This window comes from Pseudomonas sp. FBF18, from assembly GCF_024261405.1.
GTDB lineage: Bacteria > Pseudomonadota > Gammaproteobacteria > Pseudomonadales > Pseudomonadaceae > Aquipseudomonas > Aquipseudomonas palmensis.
In genome coordinates, this window is sequence record NZ_QKRS01000007.1 from 61825 (window position 1) to 76633 (window position 14809).

General features: G+C 64.1%; 14 protein-coding genes. 5 read left to right on the top strand and 9 right to left on the bottom strand.

Translation table 11 applies throughout. The features are described from left to right. Positions 1-30: 30 nt before the first annotated feature. Positions 31-1494: a D-alanyl-D-alanine carboxypeptidase/D-alanyl-D-alanine-endopeptidase gene (gene dacB, locus DN387_RS12965; protein WP_043864605.1), complete on the bottom strand. Its 1464-nt coding sequence runs from the start codon at positions 1492-1494 to the stop codon at positions 31-33. Between the two features lie 215 nt (positions 1495-1709). Between dacB and DN387_RS12970 the strand changes: the two genes are divergently transcribed. Further along, positions 1710-2054 (top strand): YggL family protein, encoded by a 345-nt coding sequence (locus tag DN387_RS12970; protein WP_043864604.1) that lies wholly within the window; start codon positions 1710-1712, stop codon positions 2052-2054. Between the two features lie 42 nt (positions 2055-2096). Here the strand turns inward: DN387_RS12970 and DN387_RS12975 are convergent, their stop codons facing one another. The 8 genes from DN387_RS12975 to DN387_RS13010 form a co-directional block, all read right to left on the bottom strand. Beyond that, a complete protein-coding gene (locus DN387_RS12975; protein ID WP_082405778.1) occupies positions 2097-5750 on the bottom strand; it encodes a transporter substrate-binding domain-containing protein in 3654 nt (1217 codons plus the stop codon). A gap of 8 nt (positions 5751-5758) precedes the next feature. After that, positions 5759-6385 carry a response regulator transcription factor gene (locus DN387_RS12980; protein WP_054916206.1) on the bottom strand — a complete coding sequence of 209 codons (627 nt, stop codon included), beginning with the start codon at positions 6383-6385 and terminating at the stop codon, positions 5759-5761. A 237-nt stretch (positions 6386-6622) separates the two neighbouring features. After that, the gene (locus tag DN387_RS12985) at positions 6623-7954 is read right to left on the bottom strand and encodes a deoxyguanosinetriphosphate triphosphohydrolase (RefSeq protein WP_054916205.1); all 1332 of its coding nucleotides are present in this window, start codon (positions 7952-7954) and stop codon (positions 6623-6625) included. Between the two features lie 62 nt (positions 7955-8016). After that, a complete protein-coding gene (locus tag DN387_RS12990; protein WP_054916204.1) occupies positions 8017-9180 on the bottom strand; it encodes an EAL domain-containing protein in 1164 nt (387 codons plus the stop codon). Between the two features lie 97 nt (positions 9181-9277). Further along, complete coding sequence (locus tag DN387_RS12995; RefSeq protein ID WP_043864599.1) at positions 9278-9613, bottom strand: hypothetical protein; 336 nt, start codon at positions 9611-9613, stop codon at positions 9278-9280. Continuing rightward, a complete protein-coding gene (locus DN387_RS13000; RefSeq protein WP_043864598.1) occupies positions 9610-9978 on the bottom strand; it encodes a phage holin family protein in 369 nt (122 codons plus the stop codon). Before DN387_RS13000 ends, DN387_RS12995 begins: the two co-directional genes overlap by 4 nt. Positions 9979-9988: 10 nt before the next feature. Then, complete coding sequence (locus DN387_RS13005) at positions 9989-10294, bottom strand: YqjD family protein (protein WP_043864597.1); 306 nt, start codon at positions 10292-10294, stop codon at positions 9989-9991. Between the two features lie 261 nt (positions 10295-10555). Continuing rightward, positions 10556-12514, bottom strand: coding sequence for a monovalent cation:proton antiporter family protein (locus DN387_RS13010; RefSeq protein ID WP_043864596.1), 1959 nt, complete (start codon positions 12512-12514; stop codon positions 10556-10558). Between the two features lie 160 nt (positions 12515-12674). Here DN387_RS13010 and DN387_RS13015 point away from each other — a divergent pair, with 160 nt between their 5' ends. From DN387_RS13015 to DN387_RS13030, 4 genes are all read left to right on the top strand, one after another. Next, on the top strand, positions 12675-12911 hold the full coding sequence (locus DN387_RS13015) for a glutaredoxin family protein (RefSeq protein WP_043864595.1): 237 nt from the start codon (positions 12675-12677) through the stop codon (positions 12909-12911). A gap of 126 nt (positions 12912-13037) precedes the next feature. Beyond that, entirely contained in the window at positions 13038-13469 is a 432-nt protein-coding gene (locus DN387_RS13020) for a D-Ala-D-Ala carboxypeptidase family metallohydrolase (protein ID WP_054916203.1), read from the top strand. A gap of 70 nt (positions 13470-13539) precedes the next feature. Then, a complete protein-coding gene (locus DN387_RS13025; RefSeq protein ID WP_043864594.1) occupies positions 13540-13851 on the top strand; it encodes a hypothetical protein in 312 nt (103 codons plus the stop codon). A 50-nt stretch (positions 13852-13901) separates the two neighbouring features. After that, the gene (locus DN387_RS13030) at positions 13902-14786 is read left to right on the top strand and encodes a pseudouridine synthase (RefSeq protein WP_043864664.1); all 885 of its coding nucleotides are present in this window, start codon (positions 13902-13904) and stop codon (positions 14784-14786) included. Positions 14787-14809: the final 23 nt, after the last annotated feature.

Below are 14809 nucleotides of genomic sequence, written 5' to 3' on the forward strand. Positions count from 1 at the left end.
TACACGCCCGGGTGGAGCCCTGAGCCCGGCTCAGGGTTGCAGCGCTGCGGTACTGCTGTTGAGCTTTGGCTGGCGGTACAGGTCCAGCAGCACCTGGTCGAGCACTGCCGAGGCGCCCCAGGGTTTTGGGTCGTTGAGAATTGCCACCACCGCCCAGGTGTTGCCGTTGCTGTCGCGGCTGAAGCCGGCGATGGCACGCACCGTATTCAGGGTGCCGGTCTTGATGTGTGCTTCACCGGTCATGGCGGTGCGCTTGAGGCGCTTGCGCATGGTGCCGTCCATGCCGGTCAGCGGCATCGAACTGATGAATTCGGCAGCGTAGGGGCTCTTCCAGGCTGCCTGCAGCAGGGTAGCCATTTCCCTGGCGCTGACACGCTCGGCACGGGACAGCCCTGAACCGTTCTCCATGACCAGATGCGGCGCGGTGATGCCTTTCTTCGCCAGCCACTGGCGCACCACGCGCTGTGCGGCACGGGCATCGTCGCCGTCGGCATCGGTGCGGTACTGCGCGCCCAGGCTCAGGAACAGTTGCTGGGCCATGGTGTTGTTGCTGTATTTGTTGATGTCGCGGATCACCTCCACCAGGTCCGGGGAGAATGCGCGGGCCAGCAGGCGTGCACTCTTGGGAACTTCGGCAACCCGGTCAGCCCCCATGATGCGCCCTCCCAGTTCGTTCCAGATGGCACGTACCGCGCCGGCGGCGTAGGTCTGGTGGTCGAGCAGTGCCAGGTAGGTCTGGGAGTTGCAGCCGTCAGCCAACTGGCCGCTGACCACCACGCTGACGCCGTCGGCCTGGGTCACCGGGTTGTAGCGCACTTCGCCCTTGCACTGGTTGCCCGGTACCGCCTTGACCTGGTTGTCGATGCGGATGCTGGCGATGGGCGGCTCTACCGATACCAGGACCTTGCCGCCATCGTTGCGTGCCACGAAGCGCAAGGCCTTGAGGTTGACCAGCAGGGAGTCGGGCTTGACCAGGAACGGCTTGTTTTCATCGCCGCCGTCGTCGTTGAACTGGGGAAGCTGGGGCTGCACGAAGTGGCTGCGGTCCAGCACCAGGTCGCCATTGATGGTCTGTACGCCGTTGGCGCGCAGGTCGCGCATCAGCAGCCAGAGTTTTTCCATGTTCAGCTTGGGGTCGCCGCCGCCCTTGAGGTACAGGTTGCCGTTGAGGGTGCCGTTGCTCAGGGTGCCGTCGGTGTAGAACTCGGTTTTCCACTGGTGGGTCGGGCCGAGCATTTCCAGCGCGGCATAAGTGGTGACCAGTTTCATGGTCGAGGCCGGGTTGACCGACACATCGGCGTTGAACACCGTGGGTGTGCCCGGGCCATTGAGCGGCAGCATCACCAGCGACAGCGCGGAGCCGTCGAGCTTGTTGGTCTTGAGGGCCTGTTGCACCTTGGGCGAAAGGGTGGTGTTGACGGGGGCGGCGTGGGCCGGCATGGCCAGTGGCAGCAGCAGGCCGGCGAACAGCAGTGAACGTAGAGATGTGGTCATTTGCACTGAAACCCTGCAGGCGAGGGGTGAAAAAAACCAGAGCGCAATAGGGTGACGGCCCCGGTATGGAAAAATATAGCGCGCATTATGCACCACGCATGCTGCCCATGTGCCTAACAATGCCTGTCAGTGCGGCGATTTTTCGGGTTTTATTCAGGCAGTTTCGCGGTGGAACTGGTAAAGTGCCGCGCGTTATTACTTAAGAGGATTGTTTCATGGCGACCAACCGTTCCCGCCGTCTGCGTAAAAAACTGTGTGTAGACGAGTTCCAGGAGCTGGGTTTCGAACTGAACCTGGAGTTCAAGGAAGACCTGTCCGACGAAGCCATTGACGCTTTCCTCGACGCCTTCCTGGATGAAGCCATGGATGCCAACGGCCTGGACTACGTCGGCGGCGACGACTTCGGTCTGGTCTGCAAGGCAGATCGTGGCTCGGTCACCGAAGAGCAGCGTGCTGCAGTGCAGGCATGGCTCAAAGGCCGCAGCGAGCTGACCAAGATCGAAGTCAGCCCGTTGCTGGATGCCTGGTATCCGGAAAAGCCGGTCAACCCGGCTAGCTGATACCTCGTCAAAGCGGCAGCCCTGGTGGCTGCCGCTTGCGTTCTACCCCTGCATCGGCCCCGTTCTCGTGGGCTGCGACAGCGCCTCCAGCGTATCGCGCAACGCCTGATCCACCTCGTTCATTGCCCTTAGCACCTGCCGTTTGCGTCGCCTGAGCACAGGTTCTGGCGCAGCGTCCTCGCACGCCGCTTCCAGCCGTTCGCAGGCCAGCATCAGCGTTTCGGACTGCACCATGCGCGCCACCCCCAGCACCTTGTGTGCAGCGTCCCTGAGTATTGCCGGCGAGCCGCGAGTATCGGCGTCGAGCAGCTGCTGACGGTCGATCGGGGCGCAGCTGAGCAACTGTTCGAGCAGGCGGCGCAGTTCGCCTGGGTCGTTGCCGATGATCGGCCCCAGCCCCATCAGGTCGATCAGGGGCATGTCACCACGGGCGCGTCCTGCCGACAGGGGAGCGTCGTTCAGGCGCTGGCTGAGTTCATGCAGGGTGATGGGTTTGAGCAGGCAGTCGTTCATGCCCGCGGCGTGGCAGCGATCACGCACTTCAGGTTGGGTGTTGGCGGTGTAGGCCAGGATGGTGCAGGGCGCGCGCCCGAGTATGCGCTCTTCCTCGCGTACGGCCTGGGCCAACTGGTAGCCGTCCATCTGCGGCATGTTGCAGTCCACGATCAACACGTCGAAAGGCTCCAGGCGCCATGCCTGCAGCGCACTCAGGCCGCTGTCGGCATTGGTGTGCTGCACGCCGAGAAAGTCCAGCTGCTGGCCCATCAGCAGCAGGTTGGCCGGGTGGTCGTCGACCACCAGCACCTTCACCGCCGGCGCCGGCAAGGTCGGCTGGGGCACGGGGTCGGCGAGCTTCTCGCAGGCTGCCAGCCCCGTCAGTGGCATGCTGATCTTCACCTCGGTCCCGGTGCCCGGTTCGCTGTGCAGCGTCAGCTGGCCGCCCATCATGGCGCACAGGCTGCGGCTGATGACCAGGCCCAGGCCGGTGCCGCTGCGTGCCAGCGGGCTGTCGGGGGCGACCTGGGCGAAGGGCTGGAACAGGTACTGCTGGTCGGTCGCGCTGATGCCGATACCGCTGTCGCTGACCGAGAGCAGCAGTTGCAGGGTATCGGGCCCGGCCCCCGGTTGCAGGGCCAGGTCCACGCGTACCTGGCCCTGGTCGGTGAACTTGATCGCGTTGCTGACCAGGTTCGAGAGGATCTGCTTGAAGCGCAGCGGGTCGAGCAGCACGTCGCGGCAGGCGCTCTCGTCGATGACCAGGCTCAGGCTGAGGTCCTTCTGCCGGGCCAGGGCCTCGAACACCCGACCCACCGACTCCACCAGCTCACCCAGGTTGACGCGCTGGGGGCTCAGGCTCATGTGGCCGGACTCGATACGCGCGATGTCGAGGATATCGCCGATCAGCGACAGCAGGTCCCTGGCCGAGCTGTAGGCCACCTCGATGGCGGGACGGTCGAGGTGCCCGGCATCGGCGCGCTTGAGTGCCAGCTCGAGCATGCCGATCACCGCGTTCATGGGGGTACGGATCTCGTGGCTCATGGTGGCCAGGAACTTGCTTTTTGCGCGGTTGGCGTTATCGGCCTGCTCCTTGGCCTGGCGCAGTTCCTGGATCAGCTGGCGGCGGTCGCTGATGTCCAGCCAGCCGCCGATGATGCCCTGTACCTCGCCCAGCGAGTCGCGGTACGGCAGTACCCAGTGGTAGATGGTCAGCTCGCGGTTCTTCAGCATCATGGGGCGGTCGACGATCAATGGCAGGCCTTCGTTCATCACCTGCTGGTAGTCCGCCTGAAACTGACTGGCATTGTCGGCATCGGTGAGCGGCGCATCGTGGATGGACTTGCCCAGTACCTCTTCGGCGCGCGCCTCAACGGCCTGCAGGTAGCTGTCGTTGCAGCTCTTGAGCAGGCCTTGGCGGTCACGCACATAGATCGGGTGCGGCGTGCCGTTGACCAGCGCCCGCATGAACTCGAGCTGGTCGCCCAGGGCGCGCTCGATCTGCTCGCGCTTCTTGATCTGGCGACGCATCCAGCCGTTCCAGGCCAGCGACAGGATCAGCAGCAGGCCAGTGCCCAGCACCAGTTGAATGATGAAGCGCTGGTGGCTTTGCCAGTAGGAGCTGGGTTCGCCGCTGAAATCGCGCCAGCGGCCATTGATTGCGCCCAGCTCCTGGGGCGGGATGCTAAGCAGGGCCTTGTCGAGGATAGAGGTCAGTTCGTCGGCGCCCTGGGCGGTGGCCATGGAGTAGGTCGCCGGCTCGTCGCCGATGTTGGCGCGGATGATCAGCTGCTTTTGGGTGGTGAGCCTGAAATTGGCATTGATCAGCGCGGTGACCATGCCGTCGACCTGGTGACGCGACAGCAGTTCGGCGGAGGCTGCGGGGCTTTCCGTTTCAACCAGCTCGATGCCGCCATGGCGAATGCGCAGCCCGTCGTTGAGCGTACTGCCGCGGGTCACGGCCAGGCGCTTGCCATACAGCTGGCGCAGCGAGGCAGGTTCGTCCTCGCCCTTGCGCGTGACCAGCACGTAGGCGTTCTCCAGGTAGGGCCGGCTGATGTTCAGGGTGGCTTCGCGCTGTGTGCTGGGCGTGATGGTGGCGATGACGTCGGCGCGACCCTGGTGCAACTGGTCGATCATGTCGCTGATGCCGGCGCTGCGATGGATCTCGAAACGCAGGCCGGTGCGCAGACGGATCAGCTCGAGTAGGTCGGCAACGATACCTCGCAGGTTGTTGGCACTGTCGTAGAACGACAGCGGCGCGGCGTTTTCGTCCACCACCACACGCACCACCGGGTGTGCCGCCAGCCAGCGTTGTTCGCGTGGGGAAAGTTGCAGCTTGCGATCAGTCAGCAGCATGCCGTCGCCGATGCTCCAGCGCTGGAAGATACTGGTGCGCATGGCGCTGGTGACCGCATCCAGGGTGGTATTGACCAGCTCGAGCAGCAGCGGGTTGTCGGCTCGCAGGGCGAAGCTGAAGCCCACAGGCTCGTGTTTGCCGAAGTTCACCATCTTGAGGTTTTTCAGGTAGCCCTGGTTGATCTGGTAATAGGTCGACAAGGCGTCCCCCAGGAACACGTCGGCCTGTTCGAAGGCCACCGCGTTGAGGGCATTGTGGTAGGAGCTGTAGGTCTGCACCGTGGCGTTGGGGTAGGTGGCGCGAACCTCGCTCAATGGCAGGTAATGGGCAACCACGCTCAGGCGCAGCCCCTTGAGGCCGTTGTCCAGTGCCCGGGTTTCATTTTCGCGGGTGACCAGCACCGGCAGGTCTTCGGCATAGGGGCGCGACAGGGCCACCTCGGGGAGGGCGGCATCGTAGCCATTGGCACTTCCCAGCAGGTCGATGTGCCCGTCTATCAGGGCTTGCAGGGCCTTGTCGCGGTTGGCGAAGCGCTTTACCCGAATGGGCCGGTTCAAGGTATTGCCGATCAGGCCGGCGTAGTCGGCGGTCAGGCCCTCGTAGTCGCGGCCACTGGCGGTGATGTCGAACGGCGCGTAGTCCGGTGCCGAAGTGCCCAGTACCAGCACCTCATGCTTGTCGAGCCAGTCGGCCTGGGCCGGTGTGGGGGTTACAGCCATGGCCGCCAGGCCGCTGCGGCTGAGCAGCTCGTAGTTGCGCTCGCCGGGTTCGTTGGCGCAGAGCGAAGAGGCGAGGCAGGCCCCGGCGAACAGCAGGCAGAACAACAGAAGACGTTTGGCCATGCTCGCACTCATACCAGCGCGTTGCGTTTGGCCATCTCGATCAGTTCCACCAGCGAGTTGGCCTTGAGTTTCTGCATCAGGCGTTTTTTATAGGTGCTCACGGTTTTATTGCTGAGAAACATGCCGGACGCAATTTCCTTGTTGCTCTTGCCCTGGGCAAACAGTTGCAAAACCATCAGTTCGCGATCATTGACGGTCTTGAACAGTTCCATCTCGCTGTCGCCGCTGTCCTGATGGCGAAGTGGGTTTATTGCCTGGCTGGGGAAATAGTTGTAACCGGAAAGTACCGGCTTGATGGCACTGAGCAACTCGCTGAGGTCCTCCTGCTTGCATACATAACCGCAAGCCCCCGACAACATGCAGCGTGTTGCAAACAGTACGGGTGATTGCGCAGTCAGCACCAGAACCTTCATCGGCACGGCCATGCTGTTGAAGCGTGACAGCACTTCCAGGCCATCCAGCTTGGGGATGCCGATGTCGAGGATGATCAGGTCGGGCACGGTTTCGCGGGTCATCTGCATGGCGTCAACGCCATTGTCGGATTCGCCGGTGACCCGATAACCCTCGTTCTCCAGCAACATGCGTACAGCCAGGCGAATGACGGGATGATCGTCGACAATAAATACGGAGTGCATAATCACCTTCCAGGTAGGGGCCATAAAGAAGCCGCACCATAGCCCAGTTGGAAGGCGTGCACGTAAATAGAGTTGCGCTCAAACTTAATATGGGAAAATTCCTACAATAAGTTGGGCGCAAGGCTACAAATAGTTGATTTTCAAGCGCGCCATATCGTTTTGCGCACTAATCAATACGGCTGCAATCGCCTACGTTACATACGTGGAAGTTGCAGCGTATTGATCGGGTCAACTGCATCAGATCGGGCTTGAACGCCCGGTCATTTCGCGGGCCATTTCGCTGGCATAGCTGTCGGTCATGCCGGCAATGAAGTCGATCATGCGCAGGAAGGCGCTGTGCAATGTGCTGTTGGGGTCGGGCGCATTGTTGCCCAGCAGGTCAAGGATGCGCCGGTGCTTGAACGAGGGCGTGCGTCCGCCGTGCTGTTCCAGTGCTGCGCCGCAAAATGCATTGAGCAGAATCTCCAGCGTGGTGTAGGCACCGATTTCATGCAGTGTCTTGCGCTTGTCCTGGAAGATCTTCTTGCGCGCCATGTCCTTGGCCTGCAGCACACAGCGCTTGGCCGGGCCGTGCATGTGCTCGACCAGGTCGCCGTGCAGGGTGCCGGCCAGCAAGGCTTGCTGCTGCTCGACGAATGCCCGTGCGGCGGCGTTGGTCAGGTGCTCGATCGCCTTGCCGCGCAGGATCGCCAGCTTGCGCCGGCGCGAATCCCCGGGGCCCAGCTGGCGGTAGGTTTGCGGCAGGTCGTCACCCACCAGCCCCAGCAGCAGCGCTTCTACCTCGGCGTAGTCGAGCAGCTCCATTTCCAGGCCGTCTTCCAGGTCGATCAGCGCATAGCAGATATCGTCGGCGGCCTCCATCAGGTACACCAGCGGGTGCCGGGCCCAGCGTTGCGGCTCGAGTTGCGGCATGCCCAGCTTGCGTGCGATCTGCTCCAGCAGCGGCAGCTCGCTCTGGTAGCAGCCGAACTTGTGCTTCTTGTAGCCCAGGGCATCGGCGTGGCGGGCGCTCCAGGGGTACTTGAGGTAGGTGCCCAGGGTGGCGTAGGTGAGGCGCGTGCCGCCATCGAACTGGTGATACTCCAGTTGGGTCAACACGCGAAAGCCCTGGGCATTGCCTTCGAAATTGAGGAAGTCGCCCCGTTCGGCATCGCTCATCGCATCCAGCCAGCCGCGTCCGGCGGCCTGCTGGAACCAGTGCCGGATTGCGTCCTCGCCGGAGTGGCCGAACGGCGGGTTGCCGATATCGTGGGCCAGGCAGGCAGACTGCACCACCATGCCCAGGTCGCTGGGCGCGCACCAGTCCGGCAGGCTGTCGCGCAGTGTCTCGCCCACCCGCATGCCCAGCGAGCGGCCCACGCAACTGACCTCCAGCGAGTGGGTCAGACGCGTGTGGATGTGATCGTTGCTGGTGACCGGGTGTACCTGGGTCTTGCGCCCCAGGCGGCGAAAGGCACCCGAGAAGATGATCCGGTCGTGGTCCTTGTGGAAGGGGCTGCGCCCGAGTTCTTCGGGGCTGTGCAGGGTTTTGCCGAGGCGTTCGCGGGTAAGCAGTGTGTGCCAGTCCAAGGCCGGTTCTCCAGTGCGGGGCAGGCCCCTAGCTTCCCGTGTCCCGGACGTGGCCGCAACCCTCAGAGGCCATCGGCATCCAGGTCGATCAGCAGCAGGCGGCGCCCGTCGTCGAAGAACTGGCCGGCGGTCATGCAGTACTGGTTGGTGGTGGCGTCGCGGTAGGTGCTGGACAGAATCAACCGGCGCTCATCCCAGCCCTCGGCCAGCAGGTGATAAAAGTAGGGCCGCCATGACCAGTTGTGGCCCTGGTAGCCGTTGTTCACGTGCCAGTGCTGGCCGTGCCATTCCAGATTGGGGGTGAGCTGGGTGCCGTGCCGGTCACACAGAAAAAACCGCAGCACCCAAGGGTAGGCGTGCAGGTTCGGCAACTGTTCGACCGAGGCCTGGGCCTGCGCCCAGGCCTGCAGCCGGGGCATCAGTTCGGCCAGTTGCTGGCGGCGCTGCATCAGCCGTGCGCGCTCGTCCAGCTTGCCCTGCACGTAGCGCTCGCGCAGGTGGCCGAAGCGGGTGACGAATGCATCGCTGGCGAAAAAACCGGCCTGGGCCTGGGCGAACAGGTGGCCCTGCAGGTAACGCGCGCCACATTCCAGGGCGAAGTCAAGCTCGGCCTCGTTCTCGACGCCTTCGGCAATGATCCAGCACCCGGTCTTCTCGGCCATCTGGGCCAGGGCCTTGACCACTTCGCTGCTGGGCCCGCCGCGGGCGGCGGCCTGGAACAGGCGCATGTCAAGCTTGAGAATGTCTGGCTGCAGCGCCAGCACCCGGTCCAGCTGCGAGTAGCCGGCGCCGAAATCATCGATGGCGATGCGCGCGCCGGCCTGGCGATAGCGCGTGACCACATCGGCCAGGCGCTGCAGGTCGCCGCCCTGTTCGGTGATCTCGAAGACCACCCGGCGTGGATCGATGCCGTGCTGTCGTACCTGCATCAGGCTGGGCAAGGGCTCGTCGGCAGCCAGCTCGCTGATCCAGCGGGGCGAGATGTTCAGGCTCAGAAACCAGTCGCCCGGTGCCTGGCTGAAGGTTGCCAGGGCCTGGCCACGCAGCGTGCGATCGAGGGTGCGCAGGGCTGCGGTGGGCATTTGCGGGTCAATGAACAGCGGGCCGACCGAGCGCAGCTGGCCGTCGGCCTGAACCAGTCGGCCAAGGGCTTCGATACCGGCGATGCGGCCAGTGGCCGTATCGATGAAGGGTTGATAGCAGGCGAGCGGGTGCCCGTCGTACACGGCGGCTCCTTGTTTTTACGAGACGGCTGGCCGGATGCTCAGCACGGCAAGCCTGCGGCCCGCCGCCTCGTATTGCAAGAATGCAGCCAGTTTGCGTTCAGCGCCTTGACTGCATGAACAGGCGTATCAGCGGGGTCAGGCTGCTGCCCACGCCGGCCAGCCGTGTCAGGCTGCCGTTGCGTGCGCCCTTGCCGGTCAGAAAGCCCAGCAGCACCACGGCGCCGATACCCCAGAGGGGTGCGTGCTTGATGCCCAGGCCGCCCTGCAGCCCGCCTTGCAGGGAGTCGCCCACCCCGCGCAGGCGTGTCAGCGGCTTGAGCAGTTGCCCGGATTCGTGGCGGATTTCCTGGCGACGCATTTCCAGGCGCAGGCGTACCAGGGCCTTGCGCAGTTCGCGGCGGTCGGTGGTTTGCGGCAATTCAGGCAGGCTCATGGCAACAGGCGCTCCCGGTCCTTGGCAAGTTCTTCGAGGGTGGCATGGAACGGCGAGGACTCGTCGAACACCGCTGCCTTGAGGCGCAGCCCGCAGAATACCGCCGCCAGGCTGTAGAACACGCACAGGCCGATGATGCCGGCCAGGCGATAACTGTCCCACAGCAGAATCAGCAGCAGCGCCGACAAGGCCGTCAGCAACAGCAGGGCGAACACCAGGGCCAGCCCGGCGAACAGCAGCAGGCTCAGGGTGCGCGCCTTCTGTTCCTGCAGTTCGATGCCGAACAGTTCGACGTGGCCGTGCAGCAGACCAAGGATGGCGGCGCCAAGGCGCCGTGAAGACGAGCCGGTGGTTTCGGTTTCCATACCCCGTACCTCAGCGACGACTGGCCAGCAGGCCGATCAGAAAGCCCACGCCAGCGGCAATGCCGACGGATTGCCAGGGGTTGGACTGCACGTAGTCCTCGGTGGCGCTGAGTGCAGCCTGGCTGCGTTCACGTACCGAGTCCTGGGTCTGCTTGAGGGTCTCGCGGGCACGCGACACGCTTTCCTCGATCTGCCTGCGCAACTCGTCGGCCTGATCGCCGGCCAGGGTCGCGGAGTGCTCCAGCAGTTTTTCGGCATCCTGTACCAGGATTTCGAAGTCTGCCTGAAGGATGTCTTTTGCAGTTTTGCGGGCCATGGGTCTCTCCGTGTCAAGTGGGCGTCTGGCATTTCGAGTGCCGAGCGCTGCGTAAGGTTCAGTGCAATCGGCAGTGGTACAGCATTTGCCTTGCCTTGGTGCAGCAGGCCGGGCGGCCGCGCCAGATCAGGGCGCGAAACGACGGCCGGTCGATAAACCATAACCCAATCCACGACAAACCCCGGAAAAAACTCCACGTCAGCGCTGCATTCGCGCCCCCGGCCCCCACATGGCGGGCCAGGGTAGTGCGCACGGCAGTCGCTAGCGCCCGGTCAGCAGGCGGGCCTGGCAGGCATCGATGGCGTTGGAGGGGCCGCTCAGCAGCACCGCGTCACCGGCATGCAGGCAGGTATCGGTGGCCAGGGCCACTTCCTCGCCATCGCGCTGCACGGCCTGTACTTCCACCCCGAGCAGGTCCAGGCCCAGCTCGGTCAGCGGGCGTCCGCAGGCATAGGCATCAGCGCCCAGGTTGACCGCATGCAGCATGACCTTGGGCAGGCCTTCGCTGTCGACCGGGCTGGTCTGCGCCCCTTGGTAGAACCCGTGCAGCAGGCGATAGCGGCTCTGGCGCACCTCGTCGATACGCTGCTGTACACGCTCCTGGGGTACGCCGAGCATCACCAGGGCATGGGAGGCGAGCATCAGGCTGGACTCCAGCAACTCCGGTACCACCGCCGTGGCACCTGCGGCGCGCAGTTCGTCGCGCAGGCTGTCGTCGCGGGTGCGCACCAGGATCGGCACCTGGGTGTTGAAGTGACGGGCGGCCTTGAGCACGCTCATGGCGACATCGGTCTTGTCCACCGCGATCACCAGCAGCCGGGCACGCTCCAGGCCGATGGCCGCCAGCAGTTCGCCGCGCCGCGAGTCGCCGTAGTGCACGCGCTGCTCGCCGGCGGCGGCCTCCTGCACCCTGACCGGGTCGTCGTCCAGGGCAATGAAGGCCAGCTGTTCGCGCCGCAGGAAGCGCCCGATAGACTGGCCTACCCGGCCATAACCACAGATCAGCACGTGCCCGCTGAGCGAGGCGCTTTGTGCCTGGATCTCTTCGAGTTGCACCTCCTGGTTGGGTTTGCGATGCAGGCGGGCGGCCAGCGCCGGAGCGCCGCGCAGCATCAGCGGGGTGACCAGCATCGAACAGAAGGTGGCGGCCAGCAGCAGGTGCCCGAGGTCTTCGGGCAGCAGGCGGGTCTGTTGCATCTGCGCCATCAGTGCGAAGCAGAACTCGCCGCCCTGGGCCAGGGCCACGCCACTGCGCCAGGCGGTTTCGCTGTCGCTGCCGCGCAGCTTGACCAGCACCGCCACCACCACGCCCTTGATGGCCAGCAGGGCCAGGGTCAGGCCGAGGATTTCCAGGCCGTGGCTGGCAAACAGTTGCAGGTCGATGAGCATGCCGATACTGACAAAGAACAGCCCCAGCAGGATGTCGCGGAAGGGGCGGATATCGGCTTCGATCTGGTGGCGATAGTTGCTTTCGCCCAGCAGCATCCCGGCGAGGAACGCCCCCAGTGCCGGAGACAGGCCCAGCAGGTGGGTAAGCCAGGCGGTCAGCAGCACGATCACCAGCGCCAGCAGCACGAACAGCTCGGCCGAGTGCGAGCGGGCCACCTCGTGGAACAGGCGCGGCAGCAGCCAGCGGTTGGCCAGCAGCAGGCCGATGAACAGGATCACGGTCTTGCCCAGGGTCAGCGGCAGCGCCCAGTACCAGGCCTGGCCGCCCTGGCCGGCGAACACCGGCACCAGGGTCAGCAGCAGTACCGCAATCACGTCCTGGAACAGCAGCACGCCAATGGCGTTCTGGCCGTGGCTGCTGAAGATTTCGCCGAGGCTGGTGAGCTCCTTGCTGACGATGGCGGTGGACGACAGCGCCAGGCCGCCGCCCAGCAGCAGGGCAGCCCCGGCCGGCATGCCAAGCAGCCCCAGCAGGCCGGCCAGCAGCAGCGCCGAGCAGATCACCTGCAGGCTGCCCAGGCCGAAGACCACGCGGCGCAGGGCGAGCATCTTGCTCAGGGAGAATTCAAGGCCCAGGGAAAACAGCAGGAACACCACGCCCATTTCGGCGAGGTCGGGCAGTTCTTCGCTTTCATTGACCCAGTCCAGGGCGGTGGGGCCGACGAACAGGCCGACGCACAGGTAGCCCAGCACGGGGGGCAGTTGCAGGCGCCGGAAAATGGCGATGACCACCAGTGACGAGGCCAGGATGATCAGCAGGTTGGCAAACACTCAATACACTCCATTGCAATGCCGACGGGCGCGAAAAAATTTGTCAGTCTACAGCGCTCGAGGCCACGCAGGCTGACCCAGGTCAGTCGTTGGTGTCTCGACCCGCCAGGTGTACGGGCCTAGAATACGGGTCCGCTTTTCACGTTTCACGGTACCTCCCATGCTTCCTGAAACTCAACTGCTCGGCACCCTGGGCTGTCACCTGTGCGAGGTGGCCGAGGCCATTCTGATGCCGCTTGTCGAGCACGGGCTGCTGGTCGAGCTGGTCGATATTGCCGATGATCCGGCCGATGTCGAGCGCTACGGCCTGCTGATTCCGGTGCTGCGTCGCTGTGACTCCGGTGCCGAGCTGCTCTGGCCGTTCGATACCGAGCAGGTGGTCGCGTTTCTGAGCTGAGCGTCGCCAGCGGGGTGTTCACATGCCGATGCACAATCTGTGATGCAACGGCGCAGGTGCTGTTGGAGAATCGCCAGCGCAGCATACACCCGTGACGAAGTCTCATCCGCCAAGGAGTGGCGAACCATGCACCTGAGTCCGCATTTCACACTGGAAGAACTGACCGCTTCCGAAACTGCCCGGCGTGAAGGCCTGACCAACCACCCCGGCCCCGATGCCCTGGCCAACCTGCGCCGTCTGAGCCAGACCCTGGAGCAGGTACGCAGCCTGCTCGGGCATCCCATCCGCGTCAACAGTGCCTACCGCAGCAACGAGCTCAACCGCCGTGTCGGCGGGGTGAGCGGCAGTGCGCATACCCTCGGGCTGGCAGCCGATATCAGCGTGGCGGCGCTTTCACCCCTGGTGGTGGCGCAACGTATCCTGGACAGCGGTCTGGCATTCGACCAGCTCATTCTGGAGTTCGACCGCTGGGTTCACCTCGCCATCGCCGAAGGGGCAGGGCGCAAGCAGGTGCTGACGGTGCGCGAGGGTACCGGCTACCTGCCGGGGTTGCAGTGAGTACTGTTCATTCATACACTGTATGCAAATACAGTAATCGGGTGAGCGCTTGCGCCAGAGGGGCCGGACGATGGTCAACGTCGAACAATTGAAATACAGCGTCAACCGCATGGCTGTCGAACAGGTGCGCGAGGCCGTGCTCGAATTGCGCCTCGATGGCCTGGTCACCGAGGGCAAGACCCCTTTCAGCAAGATCCACTTCAACACCTGCTTTGCCGAGATAGAGGCATTGTTCCAGCGCGCCGGTTACCACCGGGCGCTGGATGTGGTCGGTTATCAGGGCCTGATGTATGCGTTGTACGATCCGGGCCGCTGGGAGGCGGTGGATGTGCTGCGCTGGCTCAAGGAGTTTACCGAGGCTGCGGCAACCCGGGCTGGCTGAGCCGGCAGGCATGCCGGATAATGGACGGCCCCCAACTGGCGAGCATGTCCATGAGTGTCCCTTTCGATCCGGCCCAGCACCAGGCCAGCACTGTCTGCCTGCCACCGGGCAGTTGGGCCACCGTGCTCGACTGCCTGTGCGACCACTTCAAGGCGATCAGCCGTGAACAATGGCTCGATCGCATCGCCCGTGGGCGGGTGCTGGATGCCCAGGGCGCGCCGATTGACGTGGGCCTTGCCTACAAGCCAGGCCTGCGTATCCACTATTTTCGCGAAGTACCCAACGAAAAGCCGATCCCGGTGCAGGAGCATATCCTGCACGTCGACGAGCACCTGGTGGTGGCCGACAAACCGCACTTTCTGCCGGTGACGCCCACTGGCGAATATGTCGAGCACACGTTGCTGCGCCGTTTGATTCGCCGGCTCGACAACCCGCACCTGGTGCCACTGCACCGCATCGACCGGCACACGGCGGGCCTGGTGCTGTTCTCGGCCAACCCGCAAAGCCGTTCGGCCTATCAGCAGCTGTTTCCCACCCGACAGATCGACAAGCACTACCAGGCCATTGCCCGCGCCTTGCCGCAGCTGGAGTTCCCGCGGGTGCACAAGAGCCGGCTGGTCAATGGCGAGCCGTTCTTTCGCATGCAGGAGGTGCCCGGCGTCAGCAACAGCGAAACCATTGCCCGGGTTCTGGAAAAAAACGGCGAGTGGTGGCGCTACGGCCTGTCACCGGTCACTGGCAAGACCCACCAGTTGCGGGTGCACATGACGGCGCTGGGGGCGAGTATCTGCAATGATCCGTTCTACCCGCAGATCGTGCAGGGCCCCGATGACTACGCAAGGCCACTCAAGCTGCTGGCCCACAACCTGCGCTTCAACGACCCGCTCGATGGGCAGGAGCGCTACTTCGAAAGCCGGCTGACACTGGACTGGTAGACCGCTGTGGGCGCACAACCAGA